15 protein-coding genes and 1 other annotated feature are annotated in these 18,729 nt (G+C 51.7%); of the genes, 9 read left to right on the top strand and 6 right to left on the bottom strand.

The genetic code is table 11. The features are described from left to right. Positions 1 to 29: 29 nt before the first annotated feature. From citE to EIP93_RS09935, 5 genes are all read right to left on the bottom strand, one after another. Positions 30 to 905, bottom strand: a complete 876-nt coding sequence (gene citE / locus EIP93_RS09955; protein WP_116587004.1) for a citrate (pro-3S)-lyase subunit beta — start codon at positions 903 to 905, stop codon at positions 30 to 32. Further along, positions 905 to 1,195, bottom strand: coding sequence for a citrate lyase acyl carrier protein (gene citD / locus EIP93_RS09950; protein ID WP_103860880.1), 291 nt, complete (start codon positions 1,193 to 1,195; stop codon positions 905 to 907). Before citD ends, citE begins: the two co-directional genes overlap by 1 nt. A 23-nt stretch (positions 1,196 to 1,218) precedes the next feature. Beyond that, positions 1,219 to 2,283 (bottom strand): [citrate (pro-3S)-lyase] ligase, encoded by a 1,065-nt coding sequence (gene citC, locus EIP93_RS09945; protein ID WP_125232652.1) that lies wholly within the window; start codon positions 2,281 to 2,283, stop codon positions 1,219 to 1,221. 87 nt (positions 2,284 to 2,370) lie between these two features. Further along, positions 2,371 to 3,255, bottom strand: coding sequence for a fumarylacetoacetate hydrolase family protein (locus EIP93_RS09940; RefSeq protein ID WP_103940552.1), 885 nt, complete (start codon positions 3,253 to 3,255; stop codon positions 2,371 to 2,373). A 237-nt stretch (positions 3,256 to 3,492) separates the two neighbouring features. After that, positions 3,493 to 4,863 carry a 2-hydroxycarboxylate transporter family protein gene (locus EIP93_RS09935; RefSeq protein WP_103940554.1) on the bottom strand — a complete coding sequence of 457 codons (1,371 nt, stop codon included), beginning with the start codon at positions 4,861 to 4,863 and terminating at the stop codon, positions 3,493 to 3,495. 419 nt (positions 4,864 to 5,282) lie between these two features. Here EIP93_RS09935 and EIP93_RS09930 point away from each other — a divergent pair, with 419 nt between their 5' ends. From EIP93_RS09930 to EIP93_RS09915, 4 genes are all read left to right on the top strand, one after another. Beyond that, positions 5,283 to 6,878: an ATP-binding protein gene (locus EIP93_RS09930; RefSeq protein WP_125232651.1), complete on the top strand. Its 1,596-nt coding sequence runs from the start codon at positions 5,283 to 5,285 to the stop codon at positions 6,876 to 6,878. Between the two features lie 92 nt (positions 6,879 to 6,970). After that, positions 6,971 to 7,672, top strand: coding sequence for a response regulator (locus EIP93_RS09925; RefSeq protein WP_103940557.1), 702 nt, complete (start codon positions 6,971 to 6,973; stop codon positions 7,670 to 7,672). A gap of 456 nt (positions 7,673 to 8,128) precedes the next feature. Further along, complete coding sequence (locus EIP93_RS09920) at positions 8,129 to 10,063, top strand: methyl-accepting chemotaxis protein (protein ID WP_109225609.1); 1,935 nt, start codon at positions 8,129 to 8,131, stop codon at positions 10,061 to 10,063. A 318-nt stretch (positions 10,064 to 10,381) separates the two neighbouring features. Continuing rightward, positions 10,382 to 12,334: a methyl-accepting chemotaxis protein gene (locus tag EIP93_RS09915; RefSeq protein WP_125232650.1), complete on the top strand. Its 1,953-nt coding sequence runs from the start codon at positions 10,382 to 10,384 to the stop codon at positions 12,332 to 12,334. Positions 12,335 to 12,436: 102 nt separating this feature from the next. On the opposite strand, the gene EIP93_RS09910 is transcribed toward EIP93_RS09915, so the two are convergent. Then, positions 12,437 to 13,273, bottom strand: a complete 837-nt coding sequence (locus tag EIP93_RS09910; protein WP_125232649.1) for an SDR family oxidoreductase — start codon at positions 13,271 to 13,273, stop codon at positions 12,437 to 12,439. A 303-nt stretch (positions 13,274 to 13,576) separates the two neighbouring features. Beyond that, positions 13,577 to 13,698: a sequence feature (His leader region), on the top strand. Between the two features lie 49 nt (positions 13,699 to 13,747). Here EIP93_RS09910 and hisG point away from each other — a divergent pair. From hisG to hisH, 5 genes are read left to right on the top strand one after another with little or no spacing between them, the layout of a single operon-like run. Continuing rightward, positions 13,748 to 14,647, top strand: coding sequence for an ATP phosphoribosyltransferase (hisG, locus tag EIP93_RS09900; protein WP_044204795.1), 900 nt, complete (start codon positions 13,748 to 13,750; stop codon positions 14,645 to 14,647). A 5-nt stretch (positions 14,648 to 14,652) separates the two neighbouring features. Then, positions 14,653 to 15,981 carry a histidinol dehydrogenase gene (gene hisD, locus EIP93_RS09895; protein ID WP_107333715.1) on the top strand — a complete coding sequence of 443 codons (1,329 nt, stop codon included), beginning with the start codon at positions 14,653 to 14,655 and terminating at the stop codon, positions 15,979 to 15,981. After that, entirely contained in the window at positions 15,978 to 17,051 is a 1,074-nt protein-coding gene (hisC, locus tag EIP93_RS09890) for a histidinol-phosphate transaminase (protein ID WP_103940565.1), read from the top strand. Before hisD ends, hisC begins: the two co-directional genes overlap by 4 nt. Before the next feature lie 15 nt (positions 17,052 to 17,066). Then, positions 17,067 to 18,134 carry a bifunctional histidinol-phosphatase/imidazoleglycerol-phosphate dehydratase HisB gene (gene hisB, locus EIP93_RS09885; protein ID WP_010277147.1) on the top strand — a complete coding sequence of 356 codons (1,068 nt, stop codon included), beginning with the start codon at positions 17,067 to 17,069 and terminating at the stop codon, positions 18,132 to 18,134. Then, entirely contained in the window at positions 18,134 to 18,724 is a 591-nt protein-coding gene (hisH, locus tag EIP93_RS09880) for an imidazole glycerol phosphate synthase subunit HisH (RefSeq protein ID WP_125232648.1), read from the top strand. The genes hisB and hisH overlap by 1 nt, the downstream gene beginning before the upstream one ends. The last annotated feature ends 5 nt before the right edge of the window (positions 18,725 to 18,729 follow it).

The raw sequence follows: 18,729 nt of genomic DNA, 5'->3' as shown, positions 1-18,729 counted from the left end.
GCGGCAATTGCGGTGCAATCACGCAATGGCTATTTGCGAACGCCGGAGGCCTGAGCCCGTCCCAGCACGCTTCTGGCGTGGTCGATGATTGGCCCGTCGATCATTTTTCCGTTCAGGGAAATAACGCCCAGACCGGCACGTTCGCCCTCGTCGGCGGCTTTGATCACCAGATGGGAATAGTCCACTTCATCCTGTGTAGGGGCATAGGCGTTGTGTAACAGCTCAATCTGGCGCGGGTTAATCAGGGATTTACCGTTGAAGCCCAGTCTGCGGATTAGATCGACCTCTTTCAGGAAGCCCGCGTCATCATTAACGTTGGAATAGACCACGTCGAAGGCGTCGATACCGGCAGCGCGAGCCGCATGCAGCACCGCACAGCGGGCATAAAACAGCTCTGTGCCGTCGCCGCGTTCCGTCTGCATATCCATCACGTAGTCGAACGCCGCCAGCGCAATCCCGATCATGCGCTCGGAAGAACGGGCAATCGCAACGGCGTTAATCACGCCCACCGCAGACTCAATCGCCGCCATAATGCGCGTGGAGCCGACTTCACGACCGCAGGCTTTCTCGATACGAACCAGATGGTGTTCCAGCTCATCGACATCGTCGGTGGAGTCAGTTTTCGGCAGGCGGATCACATCGGCACCACCGCGCACGGCCGCTTCCAGATCCAGCAGGCCAAACGGCGTACTTAATTGGTTGATGCGCACCACGGTTTCAATATCACGGTACATCGGGTGCTGGAGCGCATGGAAAACCAGCAGACGCGCGGTGTCTTTCTCACGCAGGGAAACGGCATCTTCCAGATCGAACATAATGGAGTCAGGCTTGTAGATAAACGCATTGGACAGCATGGCGGCGTTCGCGCCAGGGAGGAATAACATGCTGCGGCGAAGTTTATTCATTACAATTTCTCCCATTCAATCTGCTGTCCGTCTGCGGCGCGCAGCACCGCACTTTGCACGCGAGCACGGATGACACAATCCAGCGCACCTTTGTCATCCACAATGATCGTCCCTTCCTGTACGCCCAGCGCTTTCAGCGTGTCATTCACGACCTGTTTGATTTGATGGCCGAACTGTTTCATCACTTCGCTGTTGATGACCACGGTGAGTTTCCCGTCAGCCGGTGCCACTTTGACCAGCAAATCGCTGGATTCAAAGGTGCCCGCTAAGGACTCCTTAACAATCTTCATAGACTTATCCTGATTAATTTTAATTACGCGTATTCGGGTTCGTAGTAGCGCTGTAAATGCGCAAAGGTTGAGGCCGGCACGATGTCCTGAATACGGCTGTACTGCCGAAGTTTGAGTAATTTCCTGACTTCCGAAGCGGAAATTGCCAGTCCTGAGGTTTGCCGTTTACGTTCAATTTCAACCACGTTTAACGCCGGGGAAGACACCGTTTGGTCTTTCTCCAGCCAGTAGTGCATGTCCTGGTTGTACTGATACGTCACCGGGCAAAAAGGTTCGGTGCCGACGAAGCGCTGGGTAATACCGAGAGCCGGCGCGATATATTTCCTGAAAATGAGTAGATCCAGCGCCGCATGAGCACGGGTGATTAGCTTCTCTTCCTTCAGGAAATAGCCGGGGAAGGTCGCCTTAGAGATCATGTAGTTCGAACCAGCATGTACCGTCACATTGCGGATATGTTCCACACCGCGCTGCACCATCTCCAGACGCTCGCTGAACGGGAAGAAGGACACGTCTTCCCGTACTACGAATACGTGCAGCCAATCACACGACTGCGCCGCATGCTCCGCCAGATAGCGGTGGCCCAGCGTGAAGGGATTCGCGTTCATCACAATCGCGCCGATCTTTTTATCTGTCCGCGTCGCGAGCGGTTCAGGATGCGCAAAGGCCGCTAAAGACTGGCAATACTGTTGAATGCCAATCGGCGTGTTTTCCATCAGCACCGCGCTGTCCTGATAGCACGCCAGCGGGTAGAAGCCACATCCGCGAAAGATGTCGACATTTTCTGGTCGGGTATAGAGAAACAGGTGGAAGTGGCCGCGCTGCGCCGCCTGCTGCATCACTTCATTCACTACCTGCACGCCCAGATTGAGGTGTCTGAATTCAGGATCGACCGCAACGCATTTAATGGTGTTGGAAGCTAGCCCTGCGCAGGCAATCAACCGACCGCCCAGTTTGCCAACCACCACGATGTCAATATCGTCATCCATGCCGAGCTGGCAGTGTGCGAGGAACTGGCGTACGGCATCCCTCTCCTGCTCCCGAAGGCGCACATCCAGCGTGTCAAAAAAGACGGAATCATTGGCATACATCACGGTTCTTCCTGCAACTCGAATTATTTAGGCAATCTATTGCAGGCTGCCGGTTTAGCGCCGGCAGCCTGGTACTTACACGGATAGTCAGTGCGCGACGGCTTCAGCCGTTGCCTGAACCGATTTCAACGGCGCAGCGGCATCCACTATCGTGTTACGCAAATGACCAATGTTTTCGATTTCAACTTCAATGCAGTCACCCGCTTTCATAAACAGTGGTGGATTGCGTTTTTTACCCACGCCGCCCGGTGAACCGGTAATGATCACGTCGCCGGCACTCAGCTCGGTAAAGGTGCTGATGTATTCAATTAATTCCGCGACTTTGTGAATCATGCTGCTGGTATTGTCGTCCTGCACCATGCGGCCATTCAGATACGTGCGGATCGCCAGTACATGCGGATCGGGAATTTCATCCGTGGTGGTCAGATAAGGACCGAACGCACCGGTTTTCTGCCAGTTCTTACCCGCAGTAAACCAGCTGTGCTGCCAGTCACGTGCGGAGCCATCCATGTAGCAGCTGTAGCCTGCGACATGAGAGAGCGCGACATCCTGAGAAATATTCTGTCCGCCTTTACCGATAACGACCGCCAGCTCGCCTTCATAATCGAACTCGCTGGAATAATGCGGTTTGATAACTGGCGTCGCGTGCCCGGTTTGCGAATCCGCAAAGCGCACAAATAATGTTGGCGCGGGATTCTCTTCATTAAATTCCTGACGTTTAGCGGCGTAATTCATCCCCACGCACAGTATTTTCCCTGGTGCGGTAATAACCGGTAAAAACGTCACATCCGCGACCGGAATATCCGGCGTACTCATACTGAATTCGTGTGCCACGTGTAACGCATTCTGCGCCAACAGTGTTTTCAGATCGGGATAGCGGTGACCAATTTTACCGCCAAGATCGATTAATCCCGTTGGCGTATAAATGCCGTAACTGTCCTTACCGTTATAACGATAGCTTGCAAGTTTCATAATATTTCCTGTGCAAAATAAACCCACGCGCATTGGCGGTTTTTATTTCGTTAACTCAACACATTTTCAACGTAATATTTATATACCCTAAATAATTCGAGTTTCAGGAAGGCGGCAAGAGAGCGAATCCCGATGAACTTACTCAAGTAAGTGATTCGGGTGAGTGAACGCAGTCAACGCACATGCAACTTGAAGTATGACGGGTATAGCTCAGCGCTTTTTATTTTCTGAATGACATCAGACTAAAAAGTTGGCGAGCACCAGCAGTGATATCGAAACGTTAATCGCACCGCCGATACGCGTAGCAATCTGCGCGAATGGCATCAGCACCATACGGTTACCTGCCGTCAGAATCGCAACGTCACCTGTACCGCCCTGTCCGCTCTGGCAGCAGGAAATAATGGCAACATCAATCGGGTGCATACCTATTTTTCTACCCACAAAGAAGCCAGTTGCGACCAGCGTCACTACGGTAGAAATAATCACCAGCAGGTTTTGAATCGTAAAAGCGTTCACCAATTCCTGCCACGGTGTAATCGCCACGCCAACGGCAAACAGAATCGGATACGTCACAGAGGTCTGGAAGAACTTGTAAACGACCTGAGAACCTTCCAGCATTTTCGGTGAAACACCGTGAGCCAGTTTCACCAACACCGCAGCGAACAGCATGCCAACTGGTGCAGGCAGGCCAATGACTTTGTGGCCAAGCATACCCACCATATACAGCAGGATTGCCAGCAGAGCGCCAGAGGCAATCGTCGTGACGTCAGCTTTGCCGCTAAAGGCAGAAGCCGGTGTGCTGCTTGCGCCACCGCCCAGATTATTGTCTTTATTCGGCATCAGTTCGCCTTCACCGGTCAGGTGTGGAAAGCGTTTACCCAACTGATTCAGAACACCGGCAAGGATGATCGCGGTCAGGCTACCCAACATCACGATAGGCAAGACGCGCCCCAGTGCAACGCCCTGATCCATATGCAGAATCGTGGCATAGCCGATAGACAACGGGATAGCACCTTCACCCACCCCGCCCGCCATAATCGGCAGAATCAGGAAGAAGAAGATTTGGAACGGATCCAGGCCGAGCGCAATACCGACGCCCATGCCCACCAGCATGCCGGCTATTTCACCGCACAGCATAGGGAAGAAAATACGCAGGAAGCCCTGAATCAACGTCTGCCGATTCATACTCATGATGCTGCCGACAATAATGCAGCAGATGTAGAGATACAAGATGTTGGTACTTTTATAGAATTTGGTCGTGGATTCAACGACAACGTCCGGCAGCAGGCCGTAATGCACCATCGCCGAGGGGATAAAGGTCGCACAGATTGCCGCCGCCCCCATCTTGCCGATAATCGGCAGACGTTTACCAAATTCACCGCAGGCAAACCCGAAGAATGCCAGCGTCGCCACCATCACGACGATGTCGCTCGGCAACTTGCCACTCAGGCAGTCGATGCCGATTAATACCCCCGCCAACACAAAGAGCGGCACTGGGATAATACCTACTTTATAGGTATCCAGAACGTGCCACCATTTTTCCTTTAATGAGGCCTTCCCAGCCGCCTCATTATTTACCACAATATATGAATCATCAGTCGTGCTCATAACTCTGTCCCCGTTTTATTTTGTCCGCGAATGATAGGGGTCGGGCACCTATTATTATGTGATTCCCTTCAAATTAAAAAACGAGTTTTAAAGGCGTTTATGGTTTTTATGGTTTATATTTAAAAATCGTTTATTACGCAGGCAGTTAGCTGATTTTACGCTCAAAATAAACTTTATGGTTTCTATGGAGTTTATGGTTTTTATTTCCTAAAATTGACTATGTTGATAAAACGTAATTAAGTTGTTTATTAAAGAAAACAGATGCGTTTAATTTTATCTGTTTATTACTGCCATCGTATTGGTGACAACCTATTTAAACGTGTTATTGCTCACAAGTTTTTTCCTCTCAGTCCATTCTTATTACCATTCGTGATAAATTCATCAGCTATTTTTCGTTCACCGGCAGGTTACCGCACATCATGAGAGTAAGACTTTCCTTTCATATCAAATTATTTATCTATTTGATCGTCTTCTTCTCTTCGTTACTTCTAATGACGGGTATTTATTATTACCACGATATCGATAAGCAGCTGTATTCCGAGCTGGGTACTCGAGCGCAGGTACAGGCCAGAGAAATCGCCATCATCCCGTCCTTGATTGAGTCGGTGAAGCATAAAGACATCAAGCAGATCAGCACGCTCCTTCAACAATTGAAGCTGCGCAGCGACGCCAGCTATATCGTGATCGGGGATGATCAGGCGCATCACCTGTTTCATTCTGAAGATGCCAGTCTTGTTGGTACGCAAATGGTGGGCGGTGATAACGTTGAGGTACTCGCCGGGAAAAGCACTATCACCGTGCGCCGGGGCGGCATTGGCATCTCACTGCGCAGCAAAGCACCGATTGTGGCTGATGGTCAGGTTATTGGTATTGTCTCCGTCGGCTATCTGAAAACCCATATCGACAACCTGACGTTCAGTAAACTGGCGCATATCCTGCTGGCGATTCTGGCGATGTTTGTCGCGCTGTTTATCTTTTCCTGGTGGTTCTCGCGTAATCTGAAGAAACAGATGTTTGGCCTCGAACCTCTTGAGATTCGTATGCTGGTCAGGCAGCAGAAGGCGCTGCTCGAATCGATCTACGAAGGGGTGATCGCCATCGATAAGCAGCACCGCATTGCCGCCATTAACCATGCCGCCAAAGAAATCCTCGGGCTGAACGAACCTTCCTATCTGTTGCGTGGCAAGCCGATTGATACCGTCATTAAACCCGTCCCCTTCTTCTCCGGCGAGGCCATGTGGAACAGCGACACCCACGATGAGATCTGCCGGTTTAACCACGCCACCGTGATTGCCAGCCGGGTGCGGATCATGCTGGAGGATGAGCTTCAGGGCTGGGTCATCAGCTTCCGCAGTAAAAATGATATTCACACGCTTAGCATGCAGCTCAGTCAGGTGAAACGTTACGCGAATAGCCTGCGCATTCTGCGTCATGAGCAGTTGAACTGGACCGCGACACTAGCTGGGCTCCTGCATCTAAAACGCTATGACGAAGCCATCAGATATATTGAGGCGCAGTCGGAAAGCGCGCAGGTGGTGCTGGATTTTGTTTCGCGTCGCTTCTGTTCGCCCGCTCTGTGTGGGCTGCTACTGGGCAAGTACGCGACGGCACGGGAAAAAGGCATTGAGATTGTTTTCGACCCGCGCTGCCAGCTCACCCACATTCCACCTGCGCTGAGTGAAACGGAACTGATGTCCATCATTGGTAATTTGCTGGATAACGCGATGGAAGCCACATTAGCCACCACTGCGCCACATTATCCTGTCGAGGTGTACATCTATAACAGCGACCAAGAGCTGGTCATCGAAGTCGCCGATCAGGGAACGGGTATCGATCCCGCCATTGCCGATAGCCTGTTTGAAATGGGCGTGACCAGTAAAACACAGGGCGATCACGGGCTGGGGCTGCATTTGGTCGCCAGTTACGTCAATCAGGCTCAGGGAATGATCGAAGTCTCGGCCAACCAGCCGAAGGGCAGCATATTTTCCCTATTTATTCCGATGTCCCCCCAATAATTTGAGCGGCAGCGTATTGAACAACGCACAGGCCGCTTGAGGTATAACGGACACACTATTTTATAATTCAGAGACTAACAGGGATTCACACCATGCAGCACACTGAACATTTCGATGTCTTAATCGTTGAAGATGAAAGTAAGCTGGCAAATATTCATGCTGAATTTATTGAGAAACATTTCAATCTGCGTGTCGTCGGGATTGCCGCTACGCTTTTTGAAGCCAAAAAGCTCCTTCAGCAGCACAGGCCACGCCTGATCCTGCTGGATAACTATTTGCCTGACGGCGAAGGGGTTTCGCTGATTGAAAGCCAACTGCTCAAAGGGATGGATTGTTCCGTCATCTTTATTACCGCCGCCAGCGATATGAATACCTGCGCTCAGGCGATTCGCTGCGGGGCCTTTGACTACATTATCAAACCGCTCTCCTACCCACGGCTGCGCTCTTCGCTGGAGCGATTTATTCAATTCGTAAAAACTCAGCACACCTACAAAATTGTCGATCAGCAAAACGTCGATATTCTCTATCAGCTGCAATCGTCCGGCTCTGCCTCCTCCTCATCAGCAAAAGGCATTGAAGAGAACACGCTGGGGTTGATCAAGCAGATTTTTGCCAACGATGGCGGCGATACGCTCTACTCTGTCGATGAAATCGTCGAAAAAACGGGGCTCAGTAAAACGACGGCGCGTCGCTATCTGGAGTTCTGCGTTGAAAACCAGTTCCTCGACATCGAAATGCGTTACGGCAAGATTGGTCACCCACGTCGGCTGTATCGTACCAAAAGCACCCACTAGCCCCCCTATCCTATGACGGTGAGATTAGCCGTCATAGGGCATTCGGCACAGTCAGACAACAATGTACGATAAAAATTGAGATAAAAATCCGCTAACGTAATAACGTCATGCACTACTCAGTGCATCTTACCTCTATTAATTCAAAACTTAACCATTCGTTATTTTTACCCTGCTTATATTTCAAAAAAAAATTCTAAATTACCCCGTTCCTTCTCAAGTTTTTAAAAATAATCATAGTTCCCTGTATTTATCTCTACAGCGGTTACCGTAACGCAGATTGGTAATTCGACCAGCGCTTGCAGTGCAATTGTCCAACAATACGAGAGAAGCCTCACAAATTATTATTCGTTTCTTCACTCACACTAAAAAAAACCACTATAAATCCGATAAGCATTATGGGTCATATCGCTATTAATTCGTTACCCGACACCAGTAATTCATCCCCGGAGAGACGTCATGTTCTTAGCCAAAAAAATCAGAAATCTTAAAATATCCCAAAAGTTGTATCTTGGGTTTGGGGTGATCTTGCTACTGGTCATCATTGCATCGCTACTGAGCGCAGGTCGCTTCAGAGAAATTCGTGATATCTATGAAAAAACCAATCTTATTTACAACATCAACATCGAAGTCTTTCAGGCCAAAATAAATCGCCTGAAGTATTTTTACTCGTATGAAGAGAAGTCACGTGAAACTATGGCAGGCTTCGTTAAACATGCTTCAGAGTTAACCACTGAAGCGAAAACGCTCTCATGGAGTCCGGAAGGCGCTCCCCTCGTCAACGATCTCGGCCAGAACCTGACCGAATTCCAGAACGCGATCACCGAGATGGGGAAATCCACGCAGCGCGTGGTAGAAAATCGCGACAAAATCAGCGCCGCCAACGGGCAAAACATTACCGCGGATTTTTACACCAAACTGCGCCAGCAGCCTTCTGATAGCGCAACGCAATATCAGGCTGAAGATTTGGCAACGCAGGTTTCAGAACTCAAGCAGTTATCCTATGAGTTGCAGCTTAAGCAAAATGCCGATGCCGCGAAGAAGCTCGATGAGGCTTTTGGTCGCTTTGACAGCAACTACCAGGCCGCCACTGCGGCACTGACGCCTGAACAGCAGGTCGCCGCAGAGGGCCTGCGGAGCTATGTCACCAGCTATAAAAAGCTCAACGCTGACTACTTCCAGAGCGTCAACAATCTGAAAAAAGCCGAAGACGGCGTGAAGGTCGGCGGGGATAAAAGCAGCGCCTCTATTAAAGCGCTTATCGCTATCGTCAAAGAGAAGAATGATGCACTGGCATACGGTTCCGCTACCATCACGATGATCATTGGCCTCATCGCCGTCGTGATCGGCATTATCATTTCGCTGCTGATTACCCGCCAAATCACCCGCCCCGTGATTCACAACCTTTCTCTGGCGGAAAAAATCGCCGCAGGCGATCTGACGTCAACGATCGTGGCTGACCGCGATGATGAATTGGGTCAGCTAACGTCCGCCATGGGAAGAATGAACGAGAAGCTGCGCCATATGATCAGCGATGTGCGCGACAGCGTGGACAGCGTGTCCACCTCTGCGGCCAAGATTGCCGCAGGTAACAGCGACCTCTCCTCGCGCACCGAGCAGCAGTCTGCCGCTGTGGTAGAAACTGCCGCCAGCATGGAAGAACTGACGTCGACCGTGAAAAACAACGCCGAAAACGCCAAACAAGCGAGCCAAATCAGTACTGAAGCCTCGCAAAATGCGCACAAAGGCGGCGAAGTGGTACGCGATGTAGTGGATACCATGTCAGGGATTTCAGACAGCTCACGAAAGATTGCCGATATCACCGCCGTTATCAACAGCATTGCTTTCCAGACCAATATTCTGGCGCTTAACGCCGCCGTAGAGGCCGCTCGAGCTGGGGAGCAAGGCCGTGGATTCGCCGTGGTTGCCAGCGAGGTACGGACGCTTTCTCAACGCACCTCTCAAGCGGCGAAAGAAATCGCTACTCTGATATCTGAGTCAGTATCCCGTATCAATGTCGGCACGCAGTTGGTGGCAAACGCGGGAACCGCGATGGATCAGATTGTCTCGTCTGTCTCGCGGGTTAACGACATCATGGGGGAAATCGCCTCCGCCTCCGATGAGCAAAGCCGCGGTATTGAGCAAATTTCTCGCGCCATCAGCGAGCTTGATACCACCACGCAGCAGAATGCGGCGCTGGTAATGGAATCCTCAATCTCCGCTAACTCGCTGGAAGAACAGTCTGCAATACTCGAAAGTATGGTGGCGAACTTCCGCCTGTCCGATCAAGAGGGGCGCAAACCCAAAGCAAATCTCTCCGGTTTGCCGCCACAGCAGAAACGCCTGCCACCTGCATCAAAACAGTCGCAGGATTCAGGCTGGACAACGTTCTAACATTAGATCCTTCAGCCCTGATATGACGTCAGGGCTGAATTCAATGATCAATAAATCGTTAAATAATCAGTAAGCTACGTTGTTTTGGATGTATCCCCATAAAACACTGTGCATTTGCACAGCCCGCCTTGATATCCATCACAAAATGTTATTATCCCCTACTCTGGCACTAACATCGCGATAAGAAAGCCCGATAACTCATAGTAGCTAGCAATGAAACCGTCGTGAAACATGACATCGTTATTAACCGTGAAATAATCGTTAGCAATAAAATCGTGATCATTATTACTAATAAATCGTCCTACATGGAGAGTTATAATGCAGAATCTTGCCAGTCGAATCCGTAACACAAAAATCGCACATAAACTGTATGCGGGATTTGGCATTATTTTATTACTCGTTATTGTTGCCTCATCGCTTAGTACAAAAAGATTTAAAGACATCAAAGATATCTATGAGAAAACCAATCTTATTTACAGCATCAATATTGAGGTGTTTCAGGCAAAAATAAATCGTGTTAAATATTTCTACGCCCCTGATGAAAAGACAAAAGATATTCTGGCGAAATTCGTTAAAAGCGCGACAGACTTAACAGACAGTGCAAAAACGCTGGCCTGGAGCACCGATGAGTTAGGCCACATCAACAGCTTAAAAGAAAACTTAGAAGGCTTTCAGACATCGGTATCCGCAATGTCTGTTGCAACACAAAAAGCGGTTGCTATTCAGGGAAAAATAAATCAACTCCATGCACAAGCCACGCTGGAACCTGTTGCACAGACCATTCATAGCACCAGTTCATTCCCCGATAATGATGCCTATTACGCGATTAGTAGACTCGCTTTCTTGTTAAGTGAAGTGCAAAAGCTGAGTTATGAGCTGCAAATAACAAAAGATGAGAAAACCGTCACTGCACTGAATAACCGTTATGCGGAAACGGAATCAGCCTATCAGGCCTTACCGATTTTACCTGCCGATCTGAAAGGTCAGGCTGACGCATTACGCAATTACATCAAGCAATATCAACAGATTAACGCAGACTATTACACCGCTTTCGATGACGTGAAAAAAGCAGAATATCTGGTCATGAGAGCAGGAACGAAAAGCAGTGCCGACATCAACGCACTGACGGCCATTATCAAAGCGAAAAACGATGAGCTGGCCTATAACTCTGCCACCATTACCATGATTATCGGTCTCATCGCCGTCATCATCGGTATCATTATTTCGATCTACATCACCCGGATTATTACCCGCCCCATCATCCATAACCTGGCGCTGGCGGAACGTATTGCCAGTGGTGACCTGACGACGACAATTCAGACCGATCGTCACGATGAACTCGGCCGACTCACCATGGCCATGGGAACGATGAATGAGCAGTTGCGCCACGTTATCTCCGAAGTGCGGGACAGCGTCGGTAGCGTTAGCCAGTCGGCAAGTAAAATTGCCACGGGCAATAGCGATCTTTCATCACGTACCGAACAGCAGTCGGCTGCCGTCGTTGAAACCGCATCCAGCATGGAAGAACTGACATCAACGGTGAAAAACAACGCCGATAATGCTAAACATGCCAGCCAGATCGCTGCCGATGCCTCCAAGAATGCGCTGAAAGGCGGCGAAGTCGTGAAACAGGTTGTGACGACCATGGACAACATCGCAGCCAGTTCTAAAAAAATTGCCGATATCACCACCGTCATCAATAGCATTGCTTTCCAGACCAACATTCTTGCACTGAACGCCGCCGTAGAAGCCGCGCGCGCCGGTGAACAAGGGCGCGGTTTTGCCGTGGTAGCAGGCGAAGTACGCAGTTTGTCGCAGCGCAGCTCTCAGGCGGCTAAAGACATCGAAGCGTTGATCTCAGAGTCCGTCGAGCGCACCAATGCGGGCAGCCATCTTGTGGCGGTTGCTGGAGAAACCATGGAGCAAATCGTCGATTCCGTTTCTCGCGTGAACGACATCATGGGGGAAATTTCATCTGCTTCGGAAGAACAGAGCCGGGGAATTGGGCAAATCGCACAGGCAATCAGTGAACTGGACACCACCACTCAGCAGAACGCCTCGCTGGTAATGGAATCCTCCATTTCCGCCAACTCGCTGGAAGAACAGGCTGTATTGTTAGAGAAGTTGCTCGAGCACTTCCGCGTGTCTCAATCTGATAACCGCGCAGGCGCGCGGGCATCATCCTCTGCGTCACGCCACGCGCTGCCAAAACAGGTGTCAACGGCAGACAAAAAAGCCGTGTCATCAGAAAGCGACTGGACGTCGTTTTAGCGACTCACGCCCGGATGGCATCGCGTGCATCCGGGCGTATCAGAAACCCTATAGCGGTATCAAAAATCGTGGCAAACAAGCCAGAACGCATTGCCGTTAGCGCTACAAACCTTCATTCAGCGGCATCATTGAGGGATTAGGGTACTGATACTCAAACCCGAGTTCATGGCAGATTCGCTGCCCATCAACAATCTTCCCCTGATCGCTGTCGGTTACGGGCGCAAACTGCGGCGGAGACAGGTGCAATCTGCGCGCCTGTTCAGGGTAAAAATCCTGTCTGGCAGGATGTTCTGGCGCACACAAATTATAGATATGCCCGCCGTTCGGAAGCTTAAGCAGCAACAGGATCGCCGCCAGCACATCTTCCTGATGTACCAGATTCACGCCATGATTACCACGCGGCAGATTGGTTTTGCCCGCAAGGAAACGTCCAGGATGGCGTTCACCACCGACCAGCCCTGCAAGACGCAAGATATCCACGGAGGTATCAGGTAGATGCTGCAACCACTGTTCGAGGGAAACCAGCGTTTTCCCCGCTACCGTCGTCGGCTGTAGCGGCGAGTTTTCTTTTGCCGTGCCGCTGCTATCGCCATAAACCGAGGTTGAACTGGTGAAGATAATACGCGGGACATGAAACACGCGCGCCATATTCACCAACTGCTGTACCGCTTGTGCATACCCTTCCCCGCCTTCCGCCGTTCGGCTGGCGGGCAAGGTCACGATCAATACGTCAACCTGTAGTAATGCGCTAAGCTCGTCTGCGTCGCATTCCAATTCAGGTGTCAGCGCCAGTTGATAGCACTCAATGCCGCTCATTCGCGCTGCTTCTATGCCATCCTGAGTGGTTTTCGTCCCTGTCACGTGGTAGCCGTGCCCATTCAGCGCCAGAGCTAGCGGCATACCCAACCAGCCCAATCCCACAATCGATACTTTTTTCATCAGCCGTTCTCCCCTGCAAGGAGCCTGTTAATTAACATCATGCACGCCTACAGAGTAAACGGCTTTGACGCCCACCGCTACGGATGCCTGTCCGATTCCGTAGTCTTTTCTGCCTATCAAAAGCGGATATCCAGCGCGATTATGCTGGCACATCACTCAAGCAAAACGAACTTCCCACATCTGCTAAAAAAATGTTGCACAACAGCCCGAACATGGTTTAGGTTATTCGGCAGAAATCGTTATTGATTTAATAAACACTGACACAACAAAGAGACATCTTATGACATGCGTTCTGTTTAACCACCATCATCACCATCATCCTGATTAGTCTTTCGGGCAGTTGGTGCTGGAAGACATTCAGATCTTCCAGTGGCGCAGAATACAAAGAGAGCCCTCGGAAGATCACCTTCCGAGGGTTTTTTTATGGCCCAATGTTTCTAAAAATTTTAAATTTGACAGGTTAATGAGGTTTCCATGCTGGATAAAACACGTTTACGGATAGCAATGCAGAAGTCAGGCCGCCTGAGCGACGATTCACGCGAACTGCTGGCGCGCTGCGGGATCAAAATCAACTTACAGCAACAGCGTCTGATCGCGTTCGCAGAAAATATGCCGATTGATATCCTGCGCGTACGCGATGACGATATCCCCGGTCTGGTCATGGATGGCGTGGTCGATCTGGGCATCATCGGCGAAAACGTGCTGGAGGAAGAGCTGTTAAACCGTCGTGCACAGGGTGAAGATCCGCGTTACTTCACGCTGCGCCGTCTGGATTTCGGCGGTTGCCGCCTGTCGCTGGCAATGCCGCTGGACGAAGCCTATACTGGCCCTGAATGTCTGCAAAACAAACGTATCGCCACCTCTTATCCTCACCTGCTCAAACAATATCTCGACAGACAATCTGTCAATTTCAAATCCTGTCTGCTCAACGGTTCCGTCGAAGTAGCACCGCGTGCCGGTCTGGCCGATGCTATCTGCGATCTGGTATCAACCGGTGCAACGCTGGAAGCCAACGGCCTGCGCGAAGTCGAAGTCATTTACCGTTCCAAGGCCTGCCTGATTCAGCGCGACGGCGAAATGCCAGCAGAGAAACAACAGCTAATCGATAAGCTACTGACCCGTATGCAAGGCGTGATTCAGGCGCGTGAGTCAAAATACATCATGCTGCACGCGCCCAGCGAGCGTCTGGACGAAATCATTGCTCTGTTGCCTGGTGCTGAGCGCCCAACCATTCTGCCGCTGGCCGGCGATCAGCGTCGTGTTGCCATGCACATGGTCAGTAGCGAAACGCTGTTCTGGGAAACCATGGAGAAGCTGAAATCATTAGGTGCCAGCTCCATTCTGGTCCTGCCCATTGAAAAAATGATGGAGTGATGACGATGGCTGACAACACCAAAAGCACTGGCAGCTTTAGCACGCTCGTTGACTGGCAGCGCTGTTCAGTAGAAGAACAGCGTCAGCTACTGACTCGTCCGGCGATTTCCGCGTCAGAACGCATTACCGCCGTCGTGAGCGATATTCTGGCAAACGTGAAAAGCCGTGGTGATAACGCCTTACGCGACTACAGCGCGCAGTTCGATAAGGTTCAGGTGAATGCGATTCGCGTCACCGAGGCTGAGATCGCTGCCGCCTCCGCCCGTCTGGGCGATGAGGTAAAACAGGCGATGGCGATCGCCGTACGTAATATCGAGACATTCCACAACGCACAAAAGCTGCCGATTGTCGATATTGAAACGCAGCCAGGCGTACGTTGCCAGCAGCTCACGCGCCCCATCGCAACCGTCGGGCTGTATATTCCTGGGGGCTCTGCCCCGCTGCCGTCAACCGTGCTGATGCTGGGAACGCCTTCACGCATCGCTGGCTGCGGTCGCGTGGTGTTGTGCTCACCGCCGCCGATTGCCGATGAAATTCTGTATGCCGCACAGCTGTGCGGCATCAAAGAAGTCTTTCAGCTCGGAGGGGCTCAAGCGATTGCTGCGATGGCATTTGGCACAGAAAGCGTGCCGAAAGTGGATAAAATCTTTGGCCCCGGCAACGCGTACGTCACGGAAGCCAAGCGTCAGGTTAGCCAGCAGCTCGATGGCGCAGCCATTGATATGCCCGCAGGGCCATCCGAAGTATTAGTGATCGCTGACAGCGGCGCGACGCCCGCGTTTGTCGCCTCCGACCTGTTGTCGCAGGCAGAGCACGGTCCGGATTCACAGGTCATTCTGCTCACGCCTGACGCAGCAATGGCTAAGGCCGTGGCGGACGCCGTTGAAGAACAGCTCACGCAATTGTCCCGTGCGGACATCGCGCGTCAGGCGCTTGCCAGCAGCCGCGTCATCGTTGCGCGTGATTTGGCACAGTGCATTGAAATCAGCAATCAATATGGTCCAGAGCACCTGATCATCCAGACGCGCGACGCCGAATCACTGGTTGATAGCATCACCAGCGCGGGTTCAGTTTTCCTTGGCGACTGGTCACCAGAATCCGCGGGCGATTACGCCTCCGGCACTAACCATGTTCTGCCGACCTATGGCTATACCTCGACCTATTCAAGCCTGGGTCTGGCCGATTTCCAGAAACGCATGACCGTACAGCAGCTCACGCCGCAAGGGTTACTGCAACTGGCGCCGACCATCGAAATATTGGCACAGGCCGAACAGCTGACCGCCCACAAAAACGCCGTTACCCTGCGTGTTGCAGCACTGAAGGAGCAAGCATGAGCAGCATTGAAGAACTGGCACGCGCCAATGTCCGTGCGCTGACGCCGTACCAATCTGCCCGTCGTCTGGGCGGTAACGGCGATGTCTGGCTGAATGCCAATGAATACCCTGAAGCACCAGCATTTCAGTTAACGTCACAGACGCTGAACCGCTACCCGGAATGCCAGCCAGTCACGGTGATCAGCCGTTACGCCGAGTATGCTGGCGTAACACCGGAGCAGGTTCTGGTCAGCCGCGGTGCCGACGAAGGTATCGAGCTGCTTATCCGCGCGTTCTGCGAACCGGGAAAAGATGCCATCCTGTTTTGTCCACCAACCTACGGCATGTACGCCGTCAGCGCCGAGACATTTGGCGTGGAACGCCGCACCGTAGCCAGCAAATCAGACTGGCAGTTGGATCTCGACGCGATTGAAGCACAGTTGGACGGCACTAAGGTCATTTACGTATGTAGCCCGAACAACCCAACCGGCAACCTGATTGCACGGGAGGATTTGCGTCAGTTGCTCACGCTGGCACAGGGAAAAGCGCTGGTCGTTATTGATGAAGCCTACATTGAATTCTGTCCGCAGGCGACCACCTCGGTCTGGCTGGACGAATTCCCACATTTGGTGATTCTGCGTACCTTGTCCAAAGCCTTCTCACTCGCCGGATTGCGCTGTGGCTTCACGCTGGCAAACCCTGAAGTGATTCAGCTTCTGCTGAAGGTGATTGCCCCTTACCCGCTGTCCACCCCAGTGGCCGATATCGCCGCGCAGGCGCTGAGTCACGAAGGGATCGCTAAAATGAAGGCGAATGTTGAGGAAATTACCTCCGCTCGCCGCTGGCTGAGCGATGCCTTAAAAGACATTCCCTGCATTGAAGAAATCTTCCCCAGCGAGAGTAACTATCTGCTGGTGCGCTTTACCGCCTCCCCCTCTGTATTTAAAACGCTGTGGGATCAAGGCATTATTCTGCGTGACCAAAATAAGCAACCGAGCCTCGCAGGCTGTTTGCGCATTACTATCGGCAACCGCTACGAATGTGAACGCGTTGTTGCTGCATTACAATCATTGCCGGGCATCAACGCTTAATTTTAAGGAGCTCACGTGGGCCAGAAATACCTCTTTATCGACCGTGACGGAACATTGATTGCTGAACCGCCTGAAGATTTTCAGGTTGACCGTCTGGATAAACTGGCGCTGGAACCAGATGTCATTCCCTCGCTGCTGGCGCTGCAAAAAGCCGGTTATACGCTGGTGATGATTACGAATCAGGATGGGTTGGGAACCGATAGTTTTCCGCAGGAAACCTTCGATCCACCGCACAACCTGATGATGCAGATTCTGACATCGCAGGGCATCCGTTTTGAGCAAGTGCTGATCTGCCCACATTTACCCGCGGATAACTGCACCTGTCGCAAGCCCAAGACCGAGCTGGTGACTGCCTATTTGAACAACGGCCTGATGGATGTGGCGAATAGCTACGTCATCGGTGACCGCCAGACCGATATTCAACTAGCGCAAAACATGGGCATAACTGGGCTGCTCTATCAACGTGGCGGGCTAAACTGGCAAGCGATTACCAACCAGTTGACCAAGCGTGACCGCCATGCGCACGTCAACCGCGTCACGCGTGAAACCGCGATTGATGTGAACGTCTGGCTGGATCAGGAAGGTGGCAGCAAAATCAACACCGGCGTCGGCTTCTTCGATCACATGTTGGATCAAATCGCCACCCACGGCGGGTTCCGCATGAACATTGAAGTGAAAGGCGATCTATATATCGACGATCACCACACGGTAGAAGATACCGGTCTGGCGCTGGGCGAAGCCCTGAATAAAGCGCTGGGCGACAAACGCGGCATTGGCCGCTTTGGCTTTGTTCTGCCGATGGATGAGTGTCTGGCACGCTGTGCGCTGGATATTTCAGGCCGTCCGCATCTGGAATACAAAGCGGAATTCAGCTACCAGCGCGTTGGCGACCTGAGTACAGAAATGGTCGAACACTTCTTCCGTTCACTGTCTTATTCCATGGCCTGTACGCTGCACCTGAAAACTAAAGGGCGTAACGATCATCACCGTGTAGAAAGCCTGTTCAAAGTCTTCGGGCGCACGCTGCGTCAGGCAATCCGCGTCGAGGGTGATACGCTGCCGAGCTCGAAAGGAGTGCTCTGATGAAGGTCGTCATTCTTGATACCGGCTGCGCTAATCTCTCTTCGGTGACCTACGCCGTGCAGCGGTTGGGGTATACGCCCGTTGTGAGCCGCGAGGCAGAGATTGTCCTGCAAGCGGACAAGCTGTTTCTGCCGGGCGTTGGTACCGCGCAGGCCGCGATGAATCAACTGGAAGAGCGCAACCTGATTACGTTGATCAAGGCCTGTACACAGCCGGTGCTCGGTATTTGCCTTGGTATGCAGTTATTGGGCACAAACAGCGACGAAAATGGCGGCATTCCCACGCTCGGCATTGTTGATTCGCCGGTGAAAAAGATGGTTGACCACGGCTTACCGCTGCCGCATATGGGCTGGAATCAGGTCATTCCGAAGGCAGGACATCGTTTGTTCCGCGATATCGATGACGGTGCCTATTTCTATTTCGTTCACAGCTATGCCATGCCGGTCTGCGAAAATACGATTGCCCAAGCCAACTACGGCGAAGCCTTCACCGCCGCGCTGGAAAAAGATAACTTCTTTGGCGTGCAGTTCCACCCTGAGCGTTCGGGTGCCGCCGGCGCGCAACTGCTGAAAAACTTTCTGGAGATGTAGAGCGT

The sequence above is a fragment of the Pectobacterium versatile genome (genome assembly GCF_003932035.1).
Classification (GTDB): domain Bacteria; phylum Pseudomonadota; class Gammaproteobacteria; order Enterobacterales; family Enterobacteriaceae; genus Pectobacterium; species Pectobacterium versatile.
This window is presented reverse-complemented; position numbering and strand designations above follow the sequence as displayed.

Bases quoted from the DNA above. Each gene is read 5' to 3' on its own strand.
- citE (WP_116587004.1), bottom strand. From the start codon at position 905: ATGAATAAACTTCGCCGCAGCATGTTATTCCTCCCTGGCGCGAACGCC.
- citD (WP_103860880.1), bottom strand. From the start codon at position 1,195: ATGAAGATTGTTAAGGAGTCCTTAGCGGGCACCTTTGAATCCAGCGAT.
- citC (WP_125232652.1), bottom strand. From the start codon at position 2,283: ATGTATGCCAATGATTCCGTCTTTTTTGACACGCTGGATGTGCGCCTT.
- EIP93_RS09940 (WP_103940552.1), bottom strand. From the start codon at position 3,255: ATGAAACTTGCAAGCTATCGTTATAACGGTAAGGACAGTTACGGCATT.
- EIP93_RS09935 (WP_103940554.1), bottom strand. From the start codon at position 4,863: ATGAGCACGACTGATGATTCATATATTGTGGTAAATAATGAGGCGGCT.
- EIP93_RS09930 (WP_125232651.1), top strand. From the start codon at position 5,283: ATGAGAGTAAGACTTTCCTTTCATATCAAATTATTTATCTATTTGATC.
- EIP93_RS09925 (WP_103940557.1), top strand. From the start codon at position 6,971: ATGCAGCACACTGAACATTTCGATGTCTTAATCGTTGAAGATGAAAGT.
- EIP93_RS09920 (WP_109225609.1), top strand. From the start codon at position 8,129: ATGTTCTTAGCCAAAAAAATCAGAAATCTTAAAATATCCCAAAAGTTG.
- EIP93_RS09915 (WP_125232650.1), top strand. From the start codon at position 10,382: ATGCAGAATCTTGCCAGTCGAATCCGTAACACAAAAATCGCACATAAA.
- EIP93_RS09910 (WP_125232649.1), bottom strand. From the start codon at position 13,273: ATGAAAAAAGTATCGATTGTGGGATTGGGCTGGTTGGGTATGCCGCTA.
- hisG (WP_044204795.1), top strand. From the start codon at position 13,748: ATGCTGGATAAAACACGTTTACGGATAGCAATGCAGAAGTCAGGCCGC.
- hisD (WP_107333715.1), top strand. From the start codon at position 14,653: ATGGCTGACAACACCAAAAGCACTGGCAGCTTTAGCACGCTCGTTGAC.
- hisC (WP_103940565.1), top strand. From the start codon at position 15,978: ATGAGCAGCATTGAAGAACTGGCACGCGCCAATGTCCGTGCGCTGACG.
- hisH (WP_125232648.1), top strand. From the start codon at position 18,134: ATGAAGGTCGTCATTCTTGATACCGGCTGCGCTAATCTCTCTTCGGTG.